At 64.1% G+C, this 18323-nt stretch carries 29 protein-coding genes; 3 read left to right on the top strand and 26 right to left on the bottom strand.

Annotation, left to right across the window (positions count from 1 at the left end; genetic code table 11):
* The 21 genes from ACFQ24_RS02150 to ACFQ24_RS02050 form a co-directional block, all read right to left on the bottom strand.
* On the bottom strand, positions 1-591 hold the full coding sequence (locus ACFQ24_RS02150; RefSeq protein ID WP_380908751.1) for a hypothetical protein: 591 nt from the start codon (positions 589-591) through the stop codon (positions 1-3).
* Positions 588-3635: a hypothetical protein gene (locus tag ACFQ24_RS02145; protein WP_380908749.1), complete on the bottom strand. Its 3048-nt coding sequence runs from the start codon at positions 3633-3635 to the stop codon at positions 588-590. Before ACFQ24_RS02145 ends, ACFQ24_RS02150 begins: the two co-directional genes overlap by 4 nt.
* 4 nt (positions 3636-3639) lie before the next feature.
* Positions 3640-3756, bottom strand: coding sequence for a phage tail assembly chaperone (locus ACFQ24_RS02140; RefSeq protein WP_380908747.1), 117 nt, complete (start codon positions 3754-3756; stop codon positions 3640-3642).
* On the bottom strand, positions 3756-4178 hold the full coding sequence (locus ACFQ24_RS02135; RefSeq protein WP_380908745.1) for a hypothetical protein: 423 nt from the start codon (positions 4176-4178) through the stop codon (positions 3756-3758). Before ACFQ24_RS02135 ends, ACFQ24_RS02140 begins: the two co-directional genes overlap by 1 nt.
* Positions 4178-4609, bottom strand: coding sequence for a phage tail tube protein (locus ACFQ24_RS02130; RefSeq protein ID WP_380908743.1), 432 nt, complete (start codon positions 4607-4609; stop codon positions 4178-4180). Before ACFQ24_RS02130 ends, ACFQ24_RS02135 begins: the two co-directional genes overlap by 1 nt.
* Before the next feature lie 18 nt (positions 4610-4627).
* Positions 4628-5035 (bottom strand): DUF3168 domain-containing protein, encoded by a 408-nt coding sequence (locus tag ACFQ24_RS02125; RefSeq protein ID WP_380908741.1) that lies wholly within the window; start codon positions 5033-5035, stop codon positions 4628-4630.
* A gap of 3 nt (positions 5036-5038) precedes the next feature.
* The gene (locus tag ACFQ24_RS02120; RefSeq protein WP_380908739.1) at positions 5039-5581 is read right to left on the bottom strand and encodes a hypothetical protein; all 543 of its coding nucleotides are present in this window, start codon (positions 5579-5581) and stop codon (positions 5039-5041) included.
* Positions 5578-5928 (bottom strand): phage head closure protein, encoded by a 351-nt coding sequence (locus ACFQ24_RS02115; protein WP_380908737.1) that lies wholly within the window; start codon positions 5926-5928, stop codon positions 5578-5580. The genes ACFQ24_RS02120 and ACFQ24_RS02115 overlap by 4 nt, the downstream gene beginning before the upstream one ends.
* On the bottom strand, positions 5928-6440 hold the full coding sequence (locus ACFQ24_RS02110; RefSeq protein ID WP_380908735.1) for a head-tail connector protein: 513 nt from the start codon (positions 6438-6440) through the stop codon (positions 5928-5930). Before ACFQ24_RS02110 ends, ACFQ24_RS02115 begins: the two co-directional genes overlap by 1 nt.
* A gap of 45 nt (positions 6441-6485) precedes the next feature.
* Complete coding sequence (locus ACFQ24_RS02105) at positions 6486-6926, bottom strand: hypothetical protein (protein WP_380908733.1); 441 nt, start codon at positions 6924-6926, stop codon at positions 6486-6488.
* Positions 6927-7019: 93 nt separating this feature from the next.
* Positions 7020-8327 carry a phage major capsid protein gene (locus tag ACFQ24_RS02100; protein ID WP_380908731.1) on the bottom strand — a complete coding sequence of 436 codons (1308 nt, stop codon included), beginning with the start codon at positions 8325-8327 and terminating at the stop codon, positions 7020-7022.
* A 13-nt stretch (positions 8328-8340) separates the two neighbouring features.
* The gene (locus ACFQ24_RS02095; RefSeq protein WP_380908729.1) at positions 8341-9222 is read right to left on the bottom strand and encodes a head maturation protease, ClpP-related; all 882 of its coding nucleotides are present in this window, start codon (positions 9220-9222) and stop codon (positions 8341-8343) included.
* The gene (locus ACFQ24_RS02090; RefSeq protein ID WP_380908727.1) at positions 9212-10477 is read right to left on the bottom strand and encodes a phage portal protein; all 1266 of its coding nucleotides are present in this window, start codon (positions 10475-10477) and stop codon (positions 9212-9214) included. Before ACFQ24_RS02090 ends, ACFQ24_RS02095 begins: the two co-directional genes overlap by 11 nt.
* A 9-nt stretch (positions 10478-10486) precedes the next feature.
* Positions 10487-12310 carry a terminase large subunit gene (locus tag ACFQ24_RS02085; RefSeq protein ID WP_380908725.1) on the bottom strand — a complete coding sequence of 608 codons (1824 nt, stop codon included), beginning with the start codon at positions 12308-12310 and terminating at the stop codon, positions 10487-10489.
* Entirely contained in the window at positions 12279-12713 is a 435-nt protein-coding gene (locus ACFQ24_RS02080; protein WP_380908723.1) for a P27 family phage terminase small subunit, read from the bottom strand. Before ACFQ24_RS02080 ends, ACFQ24_RS02085 begins: the two co-directional genes overlap by 32 nt.
* Before the next feature lie 94 nt (positions 12714-12807).
* Complete coding sequence (locus tag ACFQ24_RS02075; RefSeq protein ID WP_380909034.1) at positions 12808-13050, bottom strand: HNH endonuclease; 243 nt, start codon at positions 13048-13050, stop codon at positions 12808-12810.
* A 70-nt stretch (positions 13051-13120) separates the two neighbouring features.
* On the bottom strand, positions 13121-13363 hold the full coding sequence (locus ACFQ24_RS02070; protein ID WP_380908721.1) for a hypothetical protein: 243 nt from the start codon (positions 13361-13363) through the stop codon (positions 13121-13123).
* A gap of 1 nt (position 13364) precedes the next feature.
* Entirely contained in the window at positions 13365-13676 is a 312-nt protein-coding gene (locus ACFQ24_RS02065; protein ID WP_380908720.1) for a hypothetical protein, read from the bottom strand.
* On the bottom strand, positions 13673-14359 hold the full coding sequence (locus ACFQ24_RS02060; RefSeq protein WP_380908718.1) for a DUF3164 family protein: 687 nt from the start codon (positions 14357-14359) through the stop codon (positions 13673-13675). The genes ACFQ24_RS02065 and ACFQ24_RS02060 overlap by 4 nt, the downstream gene beginning before the upstream one ends.
* The gene (locus tag ACFQ24_RS02055; protein ID WP_380908716.1) at positions 14356-14523 is read right to left on the bottom strand and encodes a hypothetical protein; all 168 of its coding nucleotides are present in this window, start codon (positions 14521-14523) and stop codon (positions 14356-14358) included. Before ACFQ24_RS02055 ends, ACFQ24_RS02060 begins: the two co-directional genes overlap by 4 nt.
* Positions 14524-14535: 12 nt before the next feature.
* The gene (locus tag ACFQ24_RS02050) at positions 14536-14784 is read right to left on the bottom strand and encodes a hypothetical protein (RefSeq protein ID WP_380908714.1); all 249 of its coding nucleotides are present in this window, start codon (positions 14782-14784) and stop codon (positions 14536-14538) included.
* Positions 14785-14978: 194 nt separating this feature from the next.
* Here ACFQ24_RS02050 and ACFQ24_RS02045 point away from each other — a divergent pair, with 194 nt between their 5' ends.
* Together ACFQ24_RS02045 and ACFQ24_RS02040 are read left to right on the top strand one after the other, a co-directional pair.
* A complete protein-coding gene (locus tag ACFQ24_RS02045; protein ID WP_380908712.1) occupies positions 14979-15269 on the top strand; it encodes a type II toxin-antitoxin system RelE/ParE family toxin in 291 nt (96 codons plus the stop codon).
* Between the two features lie 24 nt (positions 15270-15293).
* Positions 15294-15581 (top strand): addiction module antidote protein, encoded by a 288-nt coding sequence (locus ACFQ24_RS02040; RefSeq protein ID WP_380908710.1) that lies wholly within the window; start codon positions 15294-15296, stop codon positions 15579-15581.
* On the opposite strand, the gene ACFQ24_RS02035 is transcribed toward ACFQ24_RS02040, so the two are convergent.
* The 5 genes from ACFQ24_RS02035 to ACFQ24_RS02015 form a co-directional block, all read right to left on the bottom strand.
* On the bottom strand, positions 15578-16174 hold the full coding sequence (locus ACFQ24_RS02035) for a hypothetical protein (protein ID WP_380908708.1): 597 nt from the start codon (positions 16172-16174) through the stop codon (positions 15578-15580). The genes ACFQ24_RS02040 and ACFQ24_RS02035 overlap by 4 nt on opposite strands.
* A 54-nt stretch (positions 16175-16228) precedes the next feature.
* A complete protein-coding gene (locus ACFQ24_RS02030) occupies positions 16229-16588 on the bottom strand; it encodes a LexA family protein (protein ID WP_380908706.1) in 360 nt (119 codons plus the stop codon).
* 64 nt (positions 16589-16652) lie between these two features.
* Positions 16653-16970: a hypothetical protein gene (locus tag ACFQ24_RS02025; protein ID WP_380908704.1), complete on the bottom strand. Its 318-nt coding sequence runs from the start codon at positions 16968-16970 to the stop codon at positions 16653-16655.
* Between the two features lie 102 nt (positions 16971-17072).
* Entirely contained in the window at positions 17073-17393 is a 321-nt protein-coding gene (locus tag ACFQ24_RS02020; protein ID WP_380908702.1) for a hypothetical protein, read from the bottom strand.
* Positions 17390-17803, bottom strand: a complete 414-nt coding sequence (locus ACFQ24_RS02015) for a helix-turn-helix domain-containing protein (RefSeq protein WP_380908700.1) — start codon at positions 17801-17803, stop codon at positions 17390-17392. Before ACFQ24_RS02015 ends, ACFQ24_RS02020 begins: the two co-directional genes overlap by 4 nt.
* Before the next feature lie 85 nt (positions 17804-17888).
* Between ACFQ24_RS02015 and ACFQ24_RS02010 the strand changes: the two genes are divergently transcribed.
* Positions 17889-18155, top strand: coding sequence for a transcriptional regulator (locus ACFQ24_RS02010; protein ID WP_380908698.1), 267 nt, complete (start codon positions 17889-17891; stop codon positions 18153-18155).
* Positions 18156-18323 lie beyond the last annotated feature (168 nt).

Below are 18323 nucleotides of genomic sequence, written 5' to 3'. Positions count from 1 at the left end.
CTACGCGTCTTCGCGGATGGTGAAGTCGGGCAGCTGGATCCACGGCTCGGTGAGCACGTCCCATTCGAACGCCTCGTCGAGCCCGCCCTCGATCTTCGGCTGCGCGATCTCGATCACGTCGTTGACCGACAGGCCCGTCCGGATCATCGGCCAGATCAGCGCATTGAGCACGCCGCTTCCATTCGCGACCTGGTCGGCCGCGAAAATATGCAGATAGCGGCGCCCATTATGCACGATCGACAGGAACTGGCCGTCCTTCGCCGCATAACCCGGGGTAAGCCCCTTGATCGGGAGCAGCATGCCGGCGGTCACCGCGGCCGACGCCAGCGGCGCGCCCGGGTTGCCGACATCGATGTCCTGCACGATAGGCATGAGCACGCCCGCCTCGGTCCCGCGCGCGAGCGCGCTGGTCCACTGGCGGCCCACTTCCGCCCGCATCGGCGGCATGGTGACGCGCATGGCGAAACGGGTGCCCAGGCGAAGGATACGCTGCGTGGGCCCGCCCAGGAACGGCGTCAACGTCGATCCGAAGGAAACCACCATCGGACGCATGCGGCGGATCGCGGGCTTTGCCGGCAGGAGGATGCTCATCGGATCTGCCGCCTTGCCTTCCGAGCCAGGGAGACCTGCGCGTCGCCACTGGCGGCGCCAATCATCACCGGCGCGGTCGAAGCGGCCACCTGCGCAGAGACGTTACCCGCGACCGACGCAATAGTCGGTTCGAACAACTGGCCGGCGCCTACCTCGATGCGCACGAAGGCCGGCGCGCTTGCCAGCGCGCGCTCGGCCGCCGCGACGCTGGGCATTGCGGGCACCTGGTTCGTCAACGTGCCGGCGCGCAGCGCGTCGAGCGTGCCGACGCCAATCCGCGCGGTGGAATCGGCGTCGAAGATATATTCGTCACCATGCACCACGCCCTTGACCTTGCCGCGGCCGTGGCCGGTCCATCCGCCAATGGAAAAGCCACGCAGGTTGCGGATCTCGATCGCCGCGGCCTGGCCCGCAATGGCTGAGCTCGCTTCGGCCGACACACCGCCCAGACCACTCGCGCCGGACGCCCCACCGATCAGCTTCAACAGGCCGCCAAGCAGCCCGCCACCGGATGCCGCCTGTCGGATCTGCAGGCGAATGACGTCGGCGATCAGCTGATTGAAGAAATCGCCGGCGACACCCTTCAGCTTCAGGAACCGGGTCGCACTTTCGGCAAGCTCGTCGTTCAGATTTTCGAAGAAGCGTACTTCGGCCGTCTCGAGCTCGTCATCGATATCGAAATTGGCGAGCTCCTGCTGGTAGCGATCCATGGGGCTGGCATTCTGCCGGTTGAGCACCTCGCGGCGCATCGCCTCGGATCGCGCCTGGAAACTATATTCGTCGGCCAGTTGGGCACGGCGGACAGGATCCTTTTCGCCCTCAAGCTGACGCTGGATGGCTGCGCGGGCCTGCTTCCCCTCGATCTCGAGCAGCTGCAGGGCGATGCGCCGGCGTTCCTTCGCGGTGCCGGCAAGCTGGCCCTGTAGCTGGAGCAGTTCCGCCTGCCCGTCCAGTTGGGCAATTTCGGTGTCGAGGGACTGCTGGCGGAGCGCGACCTGTTCGCGCTCGGTGATGCCGGCTTTTTCGGTTTCGGCATTCTGCGCCGCGATCAGCTTGACCGCATCCGCCTGCGCCTGTGTCCACTGATCGAGGGCAACGCCCTTGTCCGCCGCGCGGTTGATATCCTCCCGTGCCAGGTCGACCTGTTGGCGATCGTTGGCGGCGATCTCGCTGATGGAGACGAGCCGCCCCTGCTCGATGCGCAGCTGCTGGTCTTTCACCCGGCTCAGCAGCGAAGCATAGGCATCGTCATTGCGGGTCTGGCGATCTTCGGCGCTTTCGGCCGACCGCGCGATCGCATCGCTGCGGCGACGCGTCTTGCCGAACGCGACATGGAAATGATCATCATGATCCTTGTCGCCCGGGCCGAGCAGTTCCTTGATGTCGACGCCCTGGCTCTGAAGGTAGGCGCGGATCTCTTCTTTGGAGACAGAGCCCATGCCGCCGCGGGGGACGAAGTCCACGGCCTGGCCGCGATAGTGGAAGGATCCGTTGACATGCTTCCCGCCGGTGGTCGACGTGATGGTGCCGCCATATTTGTCGGTCAGGAGGCCGCCGATCTCTTTCGGCGTGAAGCGGCCGTTGCGTGCGTCGGTCTCCGATCGCTTCTGCGCGGCTTGCTTGTCCTGCTCTGCTTTTACCGCAGCTGCGCGCTGCTTTTCGATATCGTCAAGCGTTCCCCGGATGCTGGCAGCTAGCTTGTCATTCCCCAGCGCCGCCGCTTTGGCGGCGTCGGCCATATCATCATACTGCTTGTTGATTGCGGCGATCGGATCGGCAGCCGCCCTCGCTTCGTCCGCAGCGATCGTGATGTTCGCCGCCCTGACCCCACGAGCAGCCCGATCCCGCTGCTCGGTGGCCGCCGCTAGCTTGGCCTCGGCAGTCCTGATACGCGCGTCCGCTGCCTCGACGCGTGCATCGGCTGCAGCCGAAAGGCGCGGATCCTTGTAAGCAGGGTTGCTCCGATCTTCACGGGCCTTTGCTGCGGCTGTACGCGCTGCGGCAAGCTGGTTCTCGGCCTTGGTAAGTTGCTGGATCGCTTTCGCTTGGTCATCCAGGCCGGTTTGAAGCTTCTCACGATTAATCTGGCGCTGACTCTTTAGGCCGCGCTCCAATTCCTCATTTAGACGGCGCTGTACGTCGATCTGGCCTTCGAGGGTGGATGAATAGGCCGCGTGTGCCTGTCGCGATGTTTCCGCCTCCTGCGCATCCTTCTTCAGCTTGTCGATGGCCTCGCCGAGCGCATCATTGCCCTCGAGCAGCTTGGCGACCCACGGCGTCATGATGACGGCAGCGGAAGTCAGGGCGATGCCCCACGGCCCTCCCAAGAACCCAAGCAGGCCCTTGCTCTCGCCGGTGATGAGGCCGATCGCCTGCACAACCTGCCCGGACTGCTGCGCGAAGATGATGGATGCGGAAGTGCCCGCCGCATACTGAGTGGCGATATCGCCGAGATTGTATGACAGCTGCTGATAGCCGGCGCGGGCCTGACCCGACACGGCCACCTGCTTGCTATGGGCCGCGGTGTTGACGCCGAGCTCGCGCTCCACCGCCTGAAGCACCGCCAGCTGCTCGCGCAGCGCGTCGGCTTCCTGCTCTGCATTCACCGCGGCGGTGGCGGCGGCGACGGCATACGCGCGCGTCGCGGCCGAATTGCCGCCGGTGGCCTGGTCGGCGCGGCCCGCCGCCTCCGCAAGGATGCGGAGGCTTTGCGCCTTCGCCGTCGCCGCCGCAGCGGCCTCACGCGTCGCGTTGGCGTCGAGGATCTGCGCGGCCACCTGATCGCTGGGCGCGTTGGCCGCATTGCGGGCGGAATCGGCGATGCGACGGAACGTGTCCTGATAGGCACGCTCCGTCTGCTTCAGCCCGGGCAGGCCCGACGTGCCGACCTTCGCCAGTTCCTTCTCGACCTGCTCGATCACGTTGATGGCAGCGCCGCTGAAGTCGTTGATGACCGTCTTGCCGGCGGTCATCGCAGTGCGCAGGCCGCTGACGTCCCCCGACACCTGAAGGTAGAGATCGCGGCGGTTTCCCCTGCCTGCCATCCAATTACCCCCGTTGCTTGTTCGCGGCAATCCGCGCGTCGATCATCGACCAGAATTCATGGGGCGTGGCCGACCAGAATTGGTCGGCGCTCCACCCGAAATTTTCGAGGGCGAGGCCCATCAGGCGGCGCCAGCGGTCCTTTTCGGGCTCGCTGGTGCCGCCTTGGCTTCCCCCGATGCGGTGCGACCGCCCGACGCCGCGTCGACCAGGCAAAGCGTCAGGCGCGCCATCGCGCGAAAAACGCCTTCCTCGAAGATCAGCTGGCCGATGCGTTCGTCATCGACCTGGGAGGTGAGCTCGTCCCCGTCTTCGGCGCCGGCGCGGATCAGTTCGCCGGCGATCTGGCCCATCTGCGTCAGGGTGAGCGCGCCGACATTGCCGGCTCGATACAGATCCATGACGCTGCGCCCGGTGACGTCCTCGATGGCGACGATCGCATCATGGGACGGCCGAAGCCGATAGGTGACGCCGGCGAGCGCGAGCTCATGCTCGCCGCGCTGCGCGTTGGCGGCGCGCCGGCTCGCCCTGTTCCGCGTCGCCATCAGGAGCCGGTCGCGGTCAGATCATCGACGATCGGCGCGCCGATGTTCGACAGATCGCAGCTGAAGGTGACGGCGCCGGTCTGCGGATGCTCGGACGAGAAGTTGCCGATGCCCACGCGGCCATGGAATTTGATCACGCTGCCCTTCTTGATCTGGATGTTGATCTCGGGCGGGGACGCCTTGGACGCATCGGACAGCAGCTTGAAGGCGGCATCCGGCAGCTTCAGGTTGCCCGAAGGGCTGATCGTAATACGCTGCTGGCCGTAGCTGGTGCTGCCATAGGCACCCGAGTCCTTGTCGGACAGGTCGATTTCCTGCGACGAGCGGCGGAAGCTGAAGCCGGTTTCACCGCCCAGCGCCGTGAAAACCTCCGTCGGGGTTGCGGCGTTGCCGATGCAAACGCGCCAGTCCTTACCATATTCGTTGGCCATATATTGTCTCCTTACCGGTCACGCCGGCTCTGCGATGAATTCGAATGTGCTGACGCCGGCGTAGGTGACGCCGTCCGGACCGGCATTGCTGACGGTGGACCCGAGAAAATTTGGCGTTTCGAAGCGCACGCCGTCCGCCTCCAAGTCCGCGCCCTCCAGTGCGGCACGGGCAGCGCCCATCAGCGCCAGCAACGGCGCGCGGCTTGGACCGCGTGTGACGAAATGCAGTTCGACCTGCATGCTTTCGGACTGCGCGCCCTTGCTTCCCTCGTTGGTCGCGTCGATCGACCCGACCATCACGAAGGGCGGCGGCGTGTCCTGCTTCACATGCTGGTGAACGGTTCCCAATTCCGCCGGCACGCCAACCTTCAGCTTGGCGATCACCGCGTCCTGCGTTGGCGTGATCAGGTCGACGATATCGGTCATGCGTCAGGCTCCGGCGCGCGAAAGTGTCTGGTCCCAGAAGTTGACCAGGCGCTGGGTGGCAGTCTCCTGGGCGCCTTCGACGAAGATGAAGGGATGCGGCGCGCGGGCCTTCACCTTCATCGAATAGGTCGTGGCGATATCGGCCGCGAGCTTCCGCCGGCGCGAGGTGCGCAGAATCGCCTTCTGCTTCCCGTCGCCGATATCGACCTTCACCCGGCGCCGGCGCTGGACGATGACCGTCTGCGCCCTGCGGCCGAATTCGACGATCCGGGCGTAGAAGAGATCGCCGTAGCTGCGCTTGCGCGATCGCCGGTTGCGCTGGCCGATGACGCCGATGCGCACCCGAAGCTGCTCGAGCATCAGCCAGACGCCCAGCCCGCCGCGGAGCGCGCCTGTGTCCTCCGGCGCGGCCGCGCGCTGGCGGTCGCGGAGCTCGCGGCCGATAATCGCCAGTTCGACGCCTAGCTGGTCGCGAGCCGCGTCCGAGATCTGGTCGAAGCAGCGGAGAAGGATCTCCGTCCCTTCCAGCCGCGAATGCTGCATCATGGAGCGTCAGCCCTCACCCCTTCAGTCGTGGCGATGATGACGAGTTGCCGCCGCTTGCCGTCCGGATCGTCGGCCGATGTGATGTTGAGGTTCACCGATCCGTGCCGCACCTGGTCAGCAGCCTGTACGTCGCCGCGCCAGCGGATGCGGATACGATAGACCGTGATGCTTTGAAGCACCTGGTCCATCACGGCCTCGCGGCCCGTCAGTCCAATCACTTCGGCCCGGGGGGAAGCGACCGTGATCCACTCGCTGGTGTAGCCGCCCTTGCCGTTATCTTCCTCGATGACGCGCCGAATGATGATCTTGTGACGCAGATCACCAGTCTTCAGGGGAGCGATCGCCATCAGACGCGCCGAAAGCGATAATGGTTGAGGAGGCTGTCCACGGCAGGAGGGAGATCGGTTCCATCCCGATTATTGTACCAATGATCCACCAGCAGGCGCGAAGCGTGGACCAAGTCGGCGGGTGCATTGGCAGGCGAATATCCTGCCGTCGCGGTTATGGCGATCGCTCCCTCGACGGGCGCGATTGAGGGCCAAGCCTTGCTGACCTTGGGCTGCAGCCATGTCCATCCGTCCCGCGCATAGGCGCGGAAGTCTTCGAACACCTGCTCGGAGCCAAGCGCATCGAGATATCGGACGATGATCGTCTCGCCATCGACCGGGCGATAGGGCACGCGGACATTAGCGGCGAAGTGGTCGATTTGGAAATTCACCTCCTGCGCCGCCACGACCCCATATATCGAGCCGATATGTGCGGCAGCGGCGTCGATCAGCCGTTGGATCTCCATGTCCTCTTCGGTCTCGTCGAGCCGGAGATGCAGCTTGGCGTCCGCGAGGTCGATAAAGCCGGGCATCGTGCCTCCTAGAAGTGGGCGGGCTCAGGAAGCCCGCCCGCCAGATCAGGCCTGATTCGGCTGCGGATTGTCGTGGCCATGTCCCTTCAGGACGATGGCGGACAGAGCCGTGCCGGTGCCGTGGGTGCCGCTGAAGTCGGGCAGCAGCTTGAGGAAGCGCTTTCCACCCTTGTACCCGAAGCGATAGGCGGCAGCGGCCGCGTGCGCACTGGTAAGGGCCTTGATGATGCCGCCATTGGCCACGGCCGCGACGCCGAGCACGTCCTTGAGCTCGACAGCGGTGTAGGTGACGTCATCGTCGGAATGCGTCAGCTTGAACTCGATCTTGTTCGTGCCGCTGAAATTGATGCCGCCGACGCCGACCGCCAGCAGGATCTCGGCAGCATCGTATCCGAGAAGATCGATGGCGATCGGCACAGGATCGTCGGTCAGTACAGCAGGCGCGAACGCAAGGGTCGCCAGAATGGCGGAGTGAAGATCCTTCATGGATTTTCTCCAGAATTGAGGAAGCAGGAAGCCGCCGGCGGCGCGCCGGCGGCCAGAAAGCCAGAAAGCCAGAAAGCTGGCCCGATCAGTTGATCAGGCGGAGCACTTCAGGAGCTTGATGGCCTCGAAGTTGGTGATGCCGCCACCGACCCGCTTCGTCGTGTAAAACTTCACGAAGGGCTTGTTGGTATAGGGGTCGCGCAGCAGCTGCGTTCCTCGGCGATCGGCGATCGTGTAGGCCTTCTTCCAGTCGGCCACCGCGACAGGAAATTTGCCCGCGGCAAGACCATCCATATAGTCATCGGTGTAGGCGGGCTTGCCCAGGATGGTGCCAACCTGGTCGGCGGCAGTGGGCGCAGCCCACAGATAATTGCCCTGCCCGTCCTTCCACTTACGGATCTCGGCCATGACGGAATCCGAAGTCAGGAAGGCGGCGCCGTTGCGGTATCCCTGCCGCAACGCGAACAGCAGGTCGATAAGTGCATCGGCGGGATTGGTCGAGGCGAAAGCCGCCGCTGCGCCGGTCTTCACGAAGCCGACCTTGCCCCAGGCGTAGTTCGCATTGGCGACTGTATCATAAGCGAGGATGCCGCGCGGCTTGTTCTTGCCGTTGCCGGAAATGAACGATGCACCTTCCTCCTCGCTGAACTCGATCGCGAGCTCGTCCGCGAGCCAGCCCGCGACGTCGAACCGCGCATCATCCAGCAAGGTTTGGGTCACCGCCGGTTCGGCGTAGATTTCCCCAAACGGTATGGAGAGCTCACGCAGTGTCGGCGTGCTGGTGGAGGCGCGCGCATCCTCTTCGCCGGTCCAACCCGACGTCGCGCCGCCGACATTGACCAGCTTGCGGTAACCGCCGCTGCCAACGGAAATGACGCGCGCCAGTTGGCGCATCACGGACATGGTGCCAAGCACGCGATCGATGCCCTGCTCCCAATCGACAGGAACAAGGTAACCGCCGTCTGGATCGGACTGGGTCGTCAGGGCAGCGTTGACCGAAAGCTGGCCCAGATCTGCATCGACATCGCCACGGCGGAACCAGGTCGCAAAGGCGGTGCTATGCTGACGCTCGTCGGCACTGAGGCCGTCGCTCGCGCCGCCTCCAAGCTGCGCCGCAGAAAGAGCGGCCGACAGCCGGTCGATTTCGGCATTGATCGGCGTGATCAGCGCATCGACTTCCGCCTGCGTAGTGCGGCCCTCGTCGGCCTCGTCCTGCTTGCGGCGCAGTTCGGTCACGGCGGCCTGGATCTGCTGGATGAGCGTCATCGGGTTTTCGTTGTCCGCGCGGGGCAGGACGATGACGGCACGGGGCGTGGGCAGCGGGTTCGCCGGGATCGCCGAAGGACGGGCGGACGCGACGACGGTGCGGGCGACGGCGCCCGCCAGAGAAGTCATTTTCATGCTGGGAAACTCCCTATTTGAAGGAAGCGAGGAGCCCCTTCAGGGCCTCGCTGAGCTTGGGGTCGCCAGCGCCAGGCGTGACGTCCGATTCGAGGGCAGCGCCCGGCGTGCCCTTCAATGCTTTGATGCGGGCGCGCGCCTGTGTGCGCGTCATGCCCGCGGCGACGAGAGCGAGCTCCATCGCGCGAAGGTCGTTGATCCGCCGATCCTCGGCTTGGGCGCTTTCGTCGACGGTAAGCTGGTCGGCCGAGAGGAGCGCGTTCGCAAAGCCGCGCTCTATGGCAGTGCTGCCCGACATGAAGGTCTCGGCATCCATCCACTTACCGATATCTGCGGGGTCCGACCCCGAGCGCGCGGCATAGACGTCCACCATGGCGGCGTCGAAGGGGGCGAGCCATTCGGCGGTCTCGGCCATATCGTGCCGGTTGCCCATGGCGATGACCCAGCAATTGTGGATCATGAGGAAGCTTGCGGCGCCGATTTCCACCGTGTCTCCCGCCATGGCGATAACCGACGCAGCCGACGCGGCCATTCCCATCACCTTCACAGTGATGTTTTTCGGATGCTCCCGAAGAACGTTGAAGATGGCAAAACCCTCGAAGAGATCGCCGCCATAGCTGTTGATATGGACTTCCACATCGCGGTCGCCGATCGCGCGCAGCTGTGAGGTAACCTTCTTCGCCGTCACCCCGCCGCCGGACCAGTAATCCTCACCAATGCTGTCGAAGATCGTGATGACGTTGTCGCCCTGGGCAACTGCCCTGACGCCGGCGGCAGTCTCGCCATACCGGTCCAGAACCGACGCCGGCGTGAAGGCCTGAAGCTTCTTGTCGGCGGGAAGCGGGAGCGCGCCGGGGCGCGCGCTCGCGAACAGGCGCGGCGCGTTACGCATCATCGTCTTCGATTTCCTTTTTGGACTTGCTGTCGCCGCCGGCGGTGTTCGGCGGCGGGTAGTATATGTCGCCGCCTTCACGCGGGTTCTCGTCTTCGAGCTCCAGCACCTTGTTGGGGCTATAAACGCCCCACTGCAGCGCCTTCACATAAGCTTCCCACCGCGCCTTCAGGTCGCCGCGGACTAAGGCATTCCGATTGAAGCGCGCATAGATCTCCGGGTTGGCGATCATCGCGCTCAGTTCTTCTTCCCACATGACCAGGTGATCATCGAGAGTGTACGCAACAAAGCCGTTGGACTTCTGCTCGAGGCCGGTGCCCCAATTGCTGTCCGAGCCGCTATTGTCGCCGATCATGCTCGGCGGGACGCCGAAGAACATGCAAATTTCGGAGCGCGAGAGCTTCTGCCCTTCAATCCACTGCATGTCGGTCGGGCTGAGCGAGATCTTCTCCCACTTCAGCCCTTCTTCGAGCAGCAGCACGCCGCCATCCTTGTCGCCGCCCGAGCGGAAGTCCTCCAGGGATCGCTGCAAGTTGTTATAGGCGCTGTCGCTGAGCGTTTTTCCATCCGGCATAGACACCGCGCCAGACGGCCGCGCACCATGCTTGAAGGTGGCGGCGACTTGCCGGTCACGCGCGCGCGCCTGGCCGATCGTCTCTCTCGCATAGGTCAACGGGGTCACGCCGCTGTAGCCGTTGAGCGTCAGGCCATAGAGGTGGAACATATCCTGCTGGCTGACAGTGATGCGGCTGCCATTTTTACGAACCACATCATATTCCAGCGCCAGGTCGTCGCGCTGACGGACGGTGACCCGATCGGGATGGATAGGAATCAACGCTCGGACTTCACCGCGCGACACAGATTTCAACGCGAAAGCGTTGCCGCGCAGCAGGACGTGCGCCTGCATCATGCGCTTGAATTGCGCTGGCCGCTGCCAGCTGTTGGGCTTCCGCCGGATCAGCTGAGCAACCGCATGGTCGGATGCGTCGACGCGCGTGCGATCATCAACCCTCCGCTTCACGTCGATCGGCAAGGTCGCGACCTTGCCGGCGATCAGGCGGACGCAGCCGAAAACGGCTCCGATGCGCATTGCGGTTTCCGGCGTTACCACTTCACCAGTCAGCCCGGCCTCGCCCCGCAGCGCGGCCTCCAGCTGCTCGGGCGTGGAGATCTCGATCCCGGCGTCTGGAATCACGGATTGCGCGCGCGGCACACCCGCCCCCGGCGAGCGCCCGAGGAGGCGGTCGAACAGATTCATGCACTCTCCTCAGAGGACGCGGGCGCCGCGGCCCTCGTAAACAGATGGGCCACCGCCCAACTCGACATTGTCGGCTGCGCCAGCGCCCATGGCGCTGGTGACCAGGCCGTCGATCCGGCCCCGAGATTTCTTCTTGTCGAACCAGCGGTTCTTCAGCCCATCTTCCGCGATGTGGGCGTTGCTCGCGCACCAGTAGGTGATTGGCGAGGCATCGATGACGATCTGTTGGTCGAGGATGCGGTCCTCAAACCGTTCGATCGACCGCGGCATACACAGTTGCCGATCCTCGAATTTCACCCTCGGACCCTGCATATGCTTCACCAGCATCAGGCCGCGGCCCGCAGGTTTGTCCTTGCCCTCGAAGCGCCACACCTCGAAGCCGATGTTTTCGCAGGCGGTTTCGAAGTCCGCCATCTTCGCCGGGTCGAAGACCAGTTCGACAACGTTGTGGCCGGCGCAGATCTCCGAGACCTTCGCGGCTACATAGGTGTAGTCGATGGTGGTGCCTGGGGTGGCCGTCAGCCAGCCCTCCTCCACCCATTCTTCATACGGTGCGTTATCCGCGCTTGCTCGCTCCTTCAGCCGGTCCTCGACGGTGAAGTAATAGGTCTTCTGCCACAGCTTGCCGTCCTCATCGAGCCAGGTGGCGGTAAGTGCGGTGAGATCGTTCTTCTTCGACAGGTCGAGGCTGAGCCAGCAGCGGCAGTTCTTCAGCCTTTCCAGCTCGTCGGCCGATATGACTTTCTGAACAGCTGCCCACTTATCCTCGGCAATCCAGAAATCGACGGCGCCGGTCGGTATGCCGAAGTAGAGGCGCTTGATCGAGGACGCCTCGGAAGGCTTCGTCTTGGCAGTTACAACCTCTTCGCGAATGTTGGCGATCGGGTAGGTGATGCCCAGCGCCGGCAGCGCTTTGATCCAACACGCCTCATTTTCGAGAACAGTCTTTCGGTCCTTCTCGTCGACCCGGGCGACGAATGAGAAGGCGGTGTCGTCGCGCTTCAGGCCCTTGGCGATCGCCTGATAAAGCTCGGAATATTGCGTGCCTACGATCTGCGATGTCGCCGGCGTATTGGACCCCATGAGGAGCATCGCCGAGCCCGCGACCTTGGTAATCGCTCGGCGCCAGGTCACCAGCTGCGAGTCCGTGCGGAACTCGTGGATCTCGTCGGCCAGGACCAGCCGCGGGCGAGGCCCTGACTGATTTTCGCCGCTCGCCAATGGCAGGAAAAACGACTGAGACGTGGGATGCTCGATCTTGTGGACGTTGTCGCCTTCACCCCGAAGGACGACATGCCCTTCACTCTCGAGCGTCTCCCCATCGTCGTAACCCGGGATCTGCGCCCGGCACATGGCGGCGGCATCCTTGAACAGGACGTTCGCAGTGTTCTTGTCGCCGCCGATCGCATAGACCGGTGCGCGCGGAAAGCCGCACCAGCCCATCGCATAGATGCCCAGCCCGCCCATCATGGGCGACTTCGCTTGGCCCTTCCCGGTTTCGATGTAAGCCGAACGAAACCGCCAGCGACCTTCTGCAGTCACCCATCCCATCAATGAGCCGACGCAGAAAACGTGGTAAGGCAGCAGGTGGAATGGCTGGCCTGCTTTTGGCCCGTCCGTGATGGTGAATACCGACGGGAAGAAATCCAGCGCGCGTTGCGCCAGTTCTGGCCGCCAGTGGTAATCTTTCAGATCGCGCAAATCTCGAAGATGGCGATCGGCCGCATGACGGACCAATTCGCCAACGACGAAATCGCCACGAACGGCTGCCTCTGCCCACGCGGTTGTGGGATCGGAGGCCTTACCCCTTCGGCCCGAGGAACGCGTCGGCACCAGCGCTGCGCTCCCGTTTCTTCGTCACCTTCGCGACCTTGCCGCGCCGTTGCGGAGACAGGCCCAGCTGCGCTTCCAGTCGTTCGGCAGTCTTCTCGGCCTCGCTCTGGGCCTTGAAGTGGATGGACAGCCGGGAAATGGCGCGCGGGTTATTGTCTGCAGGCTCATCCACCACGCCGAGCTTGGCGACCTTGGCGGCCGCGCGATCATAATTCAGGTAGGCGAGCACTAGGCGCTGCACAGAGTGACCATTGGCTTCCGCCAAGGTTTCCCGCGCCTGCATTTCACCGATGATCCGCGCCCAATGTGCTTTCGCGGCCGCGATCTCGACCTTGTCCTCGCACAGCGCCTTCCAATCCGGTTCGGGGAACCGATCTTTTGCTTTTGCGGACGTCCGCGCCATCGCTCAAGCCCCCGAACTTTTTACTTTGGAAATGCTCTCGCCGCACATGAACCGGAGATGCGGTGTCCGCCCCCGGGTCGCCCAGACTTTCGCCTCACCCCCCCCTACCTGCCCTGCATCGGGCCCAGGGGTGGGTCGGGTCGATGGGGCGACCTGCCGCGTCGCAGCCCCGCTGGTGCGGCGTGGTGGCGTGGCCGAACTGCTCGGCCGTGACCTGCTTGTGGTGCGGCTCGCAGAGGTTTCGGGTGTTGTCGTCCTCGTCGCTGCCACCCAGGGCCAGCGGGTCGATATGGTCGACGCGGGTGGCGAGCTCGGTGCGGCCCTGAGCCAAGCACATCTCGCACAGCCCGTTCGTCCGCTTCAGGCGGCGCTGGCGCTGGCGCTGGCCGGCGCGACCGCGCAGGCGTTCAACCGGCATTCGGCTCTAGGCCAACGGTTAGGTCCACCCTAGCGGTCCAGCGCTGCACCGAATAGCTTGGTGAACCCTGCGTCTCTTGCTCGATAACCAGTGTTGCTGCGTCTATCTCGTCCTCGGTCAGCTTCGCAGCGTCCAAGCTGGCGGAGATGATGGCTCGCTTGAGGTCAAGCCAGTCGAGCGACACCCTCACGTCACGACGATGGATGGTCTCGTCCTTGATGACCTTGGGCATCCTACGCCTCCTTCACCGTCTCGGCCTCGATCGTGGCGAGCAGCTGGCCCGCGATGACCTCGACGGTCGATACCTCCAGCTTGGACAGGACGAACCCGGGCAGATGGATGGCATACTCGTCCAGCCCATCGAGCCACCAGCGGGCGGTCTCACCATCGACGGCGATCGTCACCTCATGCAGGCCACCCATGAACATGGCGGCGTCCCAAGGCTTGTGCGCCTCTCCCGTCACCCGCATGGCGCATCCCGCGACCTCGGCCGAGCGACCGAGGCTTTGCTTCAGCCGCTCGCCGGCCAAGAGATAGCCGGTCATCCGGCGGAAACGTCGATGGTGATCGCCTGCCATGCGGCCTGGGCATTGTCGCGCCAATGGATGCGCAGATAGCGCTTCGATCCGATGACACGCATGCTGTCCCGGATCGCCTTCATGGCCCGCTGCCAGCGGTCGTCCGCGATCTGCAGGCGCAACAGGGAGATAAGGCCGGTGCGATTGATGCGGCCTTGGCTGTCCACGTCAAAGGCGCGCGTGATCAGCGTCTGGATCTCGGCCCGGCTATCGGCCGACCATTCGCGCAGGCACTCGTCGACGATGCCCTTGGCGACCTGAAGCTCTGGCCCGAACTCGATATTCTCGGCGACGGCCACGGTGATCTTCAGCAGCCCGTCATAGCTGGTGAAGGTCAGATTGCCCTTCGATCCGCCGCGCTTGGCGTCATATTCCTGCTCGAGCAGCGCGACGAAGGCGTCAACGTCATCGAAGCTGTGCTGGCGGAAGCGCGCAACCTGCGCGGAAAGCGGAAGAGCAAAGCCGATGATGCGGCGGACCAGTTCGTCCTGCAGCTTGTCGGCGTCCTTGACCGCGACGTCGGGGATCAAGCCGCCATCGGCATTGATCCAGTACCGCTTGTCGTCGATCTCGCGCCAGCCATTCGCCGGCGACACAACGCCGTCGCCGGGCCCGGCGCTCGCTGTGTCGGCCGCATTTACGCGCGTCACGCTGCTACGGTCCCGATCATGCGGTCAACCATGGCGCGGCTGCGGTCAGCCGCCTCGTTCGCGCGCAATTTCGCGAGCATGCCTCGCAGCAGGCGCTTGGACACCCGCAACTCGCCATTGCCCTGCGCTAGGCTTTCCAGCGCGGCAATATCGACCTCGTTCACATCACCGCTCCTTCACCAGGCTGCCCACGAAGTGTTGCCTTGCGTCCCGCTGGCGACCGGCGGCGCTGACGGCGCACGCTGACCACGAAAGGGGGCGACGATGGAGGCCGCGATGGCTTGGGCGCGCTCTTCAAGGGCTTCCAGAGCAAGGTCATGGCGGCCACGGGGGGGAAGGCGAGCATCGCGGATCAGCCGGTCCAGCGCATCGCTGGCATGTTCAAGGCTGTCAGGGATCGAAGGCCGGGTAGGCAAAGCAGCCATGACGAACCTCCATCGACGCAAAAAGCCCGCTGGCGTGGGGACCAGCGGGCTCAGGACGCAATTAGCGCGGGGTCGTTTTTGCCGCTTCGGTGGCCACTTTGGGAGTACCGTTATTGTTCCGGTCTCCATTTTTCTGCAGGTCCGATGTCACTTATATGTTGACGCCTGCTCCGGTGTCACATATAAGTGACGGCATGGAAACGCAGCAAACCCCGACCTTCGCAAAGTGGTTCGACGGCCTGAAGGACACCAAGGCCAAGTCGAAGATCGCCGCTCGCATCGCTCGGGTCCAGATCGGCCTGATGGGCGATGTGAAGGCGGTGGGCGGCGGCGTTTCGGAACTGCGGATCGACTTTGGCCCCGGATACCGCGTCTATTTCACGAAGCGGGGCCAGCAGCTGATCATCCTGCTGGTGGGTGGCGACAAGGGCAGCCAGCAGCGGGACATCGGAAGGGCAAAGGAAATGGCGGCTCAGATACCCTGAGCCGCCGAACGGAAGGAACCGCCCATGACTATAGAGCTCAAGCCGTTCGACGCGGCTCAACATCTGACCGATCCTGAAGATCAGGCGGAACTACTGGCGGATGCGTTCGCGTCCGGCGATGCCAGCGCGATCGCGGCTGCCATCGGTATTGTCGCGCGCGCACGCGGCATGACCGAACTGGCGAACGAAACCGGCATCAAGCGGCAGGCGCTCTATCGCGCCTTCAGCGATCAGGGAAACCCGACGCTCGAAACGCTGCTGAAGGTGCTGCCGGCGCTCGGCCTGCGGATGCGCGTGGAGCAGGCAGCCTAGAGCAGTCCCGCATGGGCCGCGACCAGGTCGGCCGCGTCCACCTCCTTGCGCACCTCGCGGAATAGCTGCGCCCAACGCGCGAGTGCTTCCGTCAGCAACCGGCGGGCGCGGCGCGGGTGCATGCCATGCAGCGCGGCCGCGCGCGCGAGGCCGACGTCGCGCACGATGATGTCGAGCACCATCTTTGCGACGGCGGGCCCCATCTGCGCGCGCCAGCGGGAATAGGCCATCTCCATCCACACGCTGAACAGCGCCTCGTGGAAGGCGTCACCATGGCGGGACGTGTCCACCCGCGTTTCGAGGCTGGCGGTCCGCACGCCGGCGTCGGCCATGATGCGCTCGACGGCGGCCGCGATCTCCTGCGACCAGGCGAGCTCGTCATCGCTCAGATAGCCCGACGCATGCAGCCGCGCGATCGCGCCGGCGCGCTGGCGACTGTGCGCCTCATGCGTTTCCGGCGTCCCTTCCCGCTTGTGCGACCAGCGCTTCAGCAGATCCGCGCGATCCTTGCGCAACCGGCGCTGCTCCAGATCGGTGCGCTTGCGGACGTTGGCGGCGCTGGTTGGCGCGGAGGGAATGGGCTGCATCATCATCCGGACGCTGATGCACGCGCGCGCGCGCGTTCGGCAGTGCCGTTTCTGTTCCGCTCAGCAGATTTTCAGACGGCCGCCCTCGTCCAGGTCGAGCAGTGGCGGCGGGGGCGCGAGGAGCTCCATCCGCCCCGGATTGACGATATAGCCAATCGCCTGCAGCTGGCGGATCGCCTCCTCATGCCCGCTGATAGGCGTGATCCCGCGCGGCTTGCCCAGCACGCGGTGGATGCGCTGCTCCCGCTCCAGCTTGCGGATGGCGTCGTGGATCCGCGATCGCGCGCATTGCAGGGCGTTCGCCATTTCGGTGATGGTGGGCCCCACCCCATGCGCTGCATAGAAGGCGCGGATGAAGTCGAGCAGCTGCTCCTTGCGGCTGCCCATCGTCGGCGTCAGCCGGATCGCCTCGACCTGCATCTATGATGCCTCCCTGAAGCGCTGAAACATATGGGTAAATTAGGGGGAAAGATAGGTGCGCGCCTTACCGCATCCGGGCGAGCGCGTTCTTCCACGTCCGCTCGTCCGGCACTGGCAGAATGACGATCGGCCATGCCTGGCTGGCCTCGATCATCACGGGACGCCGCTTCATGCCGGTACCGATGCGGCACGGCCGACAATAGAATCGCTCGCGCGCGTCGCGGAAGCTGTCCGGCCAGCCTTTCCGGTGGAATTTCCACCACAACCCGGCAGGATCGAAATGATTGAAATGGCCGCACTGGCACGCGACACGAACCGCCTGCCGGTGCAGCACGCATTCGAACATCGTGTCCGGCACAAGAATGCTGCCAATCGAGCGCACGTCGATCCTCCATATGCGAACATATGGAGAACAATAATGGAGTCGGTCAATCCGAAAGCAGTATCACGGACAGCGCATTTGCAACGGTATCGGGCGCTTCGATCACGGCTTCATGTTAGGGCTAGACGCCTTAACTGTTGGCGGCACTCCCTCCGGACACTTCAAGCTTCCGACTAAAGCCCCCCTGTAGAGAAGAGCATTTTCCAGCTGGCAGCCGGTCACCATGACAACTGCTTTGCGTCGCTGGTCGAGTTCCCACGGCGTGGGGACCACCACCAAGCTCTTGTTGACCACCAGCGTGCCCTTGTCGGTCACCTTCACGCGGTAGATGACCCCATCGACGTCCACCTTCGCTTGCTGTGACTTGCCGGCGGTCGCTGACGTGGCGGATGCGAGCAGCACCAATCCGAAAAATAACTTCACCCTCCCCCCCTAAATTCCTGCCGGTCATGAAGAGCGGCTTTTCCCCCTCCGCCGCGCGCGTGAACCGTCTCGGACGGCGGTGCACCTCCCGCCAGCGACCGGGCTATTTGAAGGATGGCGCGCCGATCGGCGGGAGAGAGGCTGCTGAAGCAATCGACCAAGTCTTTCGACTCAGAGTCGAGCGTAGGCGTTGGAGGTCCATCGCCCACGGGATCGTCAGTCTCGCCGATTAAGTATGCAGGCGTGGTGTTGAGCTCTCGCGCGATTTTAAGGAGACTTCGCGAAGTGCGAGATTCTCCACGGATCAAAGAGTTAATGGTGCTCTGACGAATACCAACGCGACGCGCCAGTTCGGCCTGCGATATGCCGGTTTCACCCAACCTCTGTTCGATGCGGGCACCTAACGTCATGGCTGATTATATCTAACGAAAATACGGTAGCAGCAATTTCGATTTTCCGTTTGACGAGGTAACGAACCGCCGTTAGCTAAACGGAATGGCGTTAGAGCATGAATCCGATTCACCGCTATGTCTCGCGGTAAGAGCCGCTGGCTCTCAGTCGGCCTTTGGTCGTCTGTTGCAAAAGCGGCAGTCGGTCATTTTCGGATGGCTTCGCGATAACCGTCCTCTCCCCGCCGAGCACGTCCTCGCCGTCGAAGAAGCGACCGGCATTTCCCGCCACGATCTTCGCCCGGACATCTACCCGCGCGACGAAGCGCCGCTCCTGCGCGAGGGCGATTCGCTCGAAGGCGTGCGGCCATGATCCTGTCATGCATCGCGGCTATTCGCTTCGCAGGCGACCGTCTCGGGCGATCGGCAGCCGCTGCCGCCCCAAACCTCTTCACCCCCGGCACCACTCGTTGCGGACCCATTGCCGGGCAACCTGCCGCCGCCGGATATGACGTGAACAATCACCCGGCGGCGGGCTCTC

Source organism: Sphingobium olei (genome assembly GCF_042678845.1).
GTDB lineage: Bacteria > Pseudomonadota > Alphaproteobacteria > Sphingomonadales > Sphingomonadaceae > Sphingobium > Sphingobium olei.
Note: the sequence above shows the minus strand (reverse complement) of the source record. Positions and strands in the feature narration are given on the sequence as shown.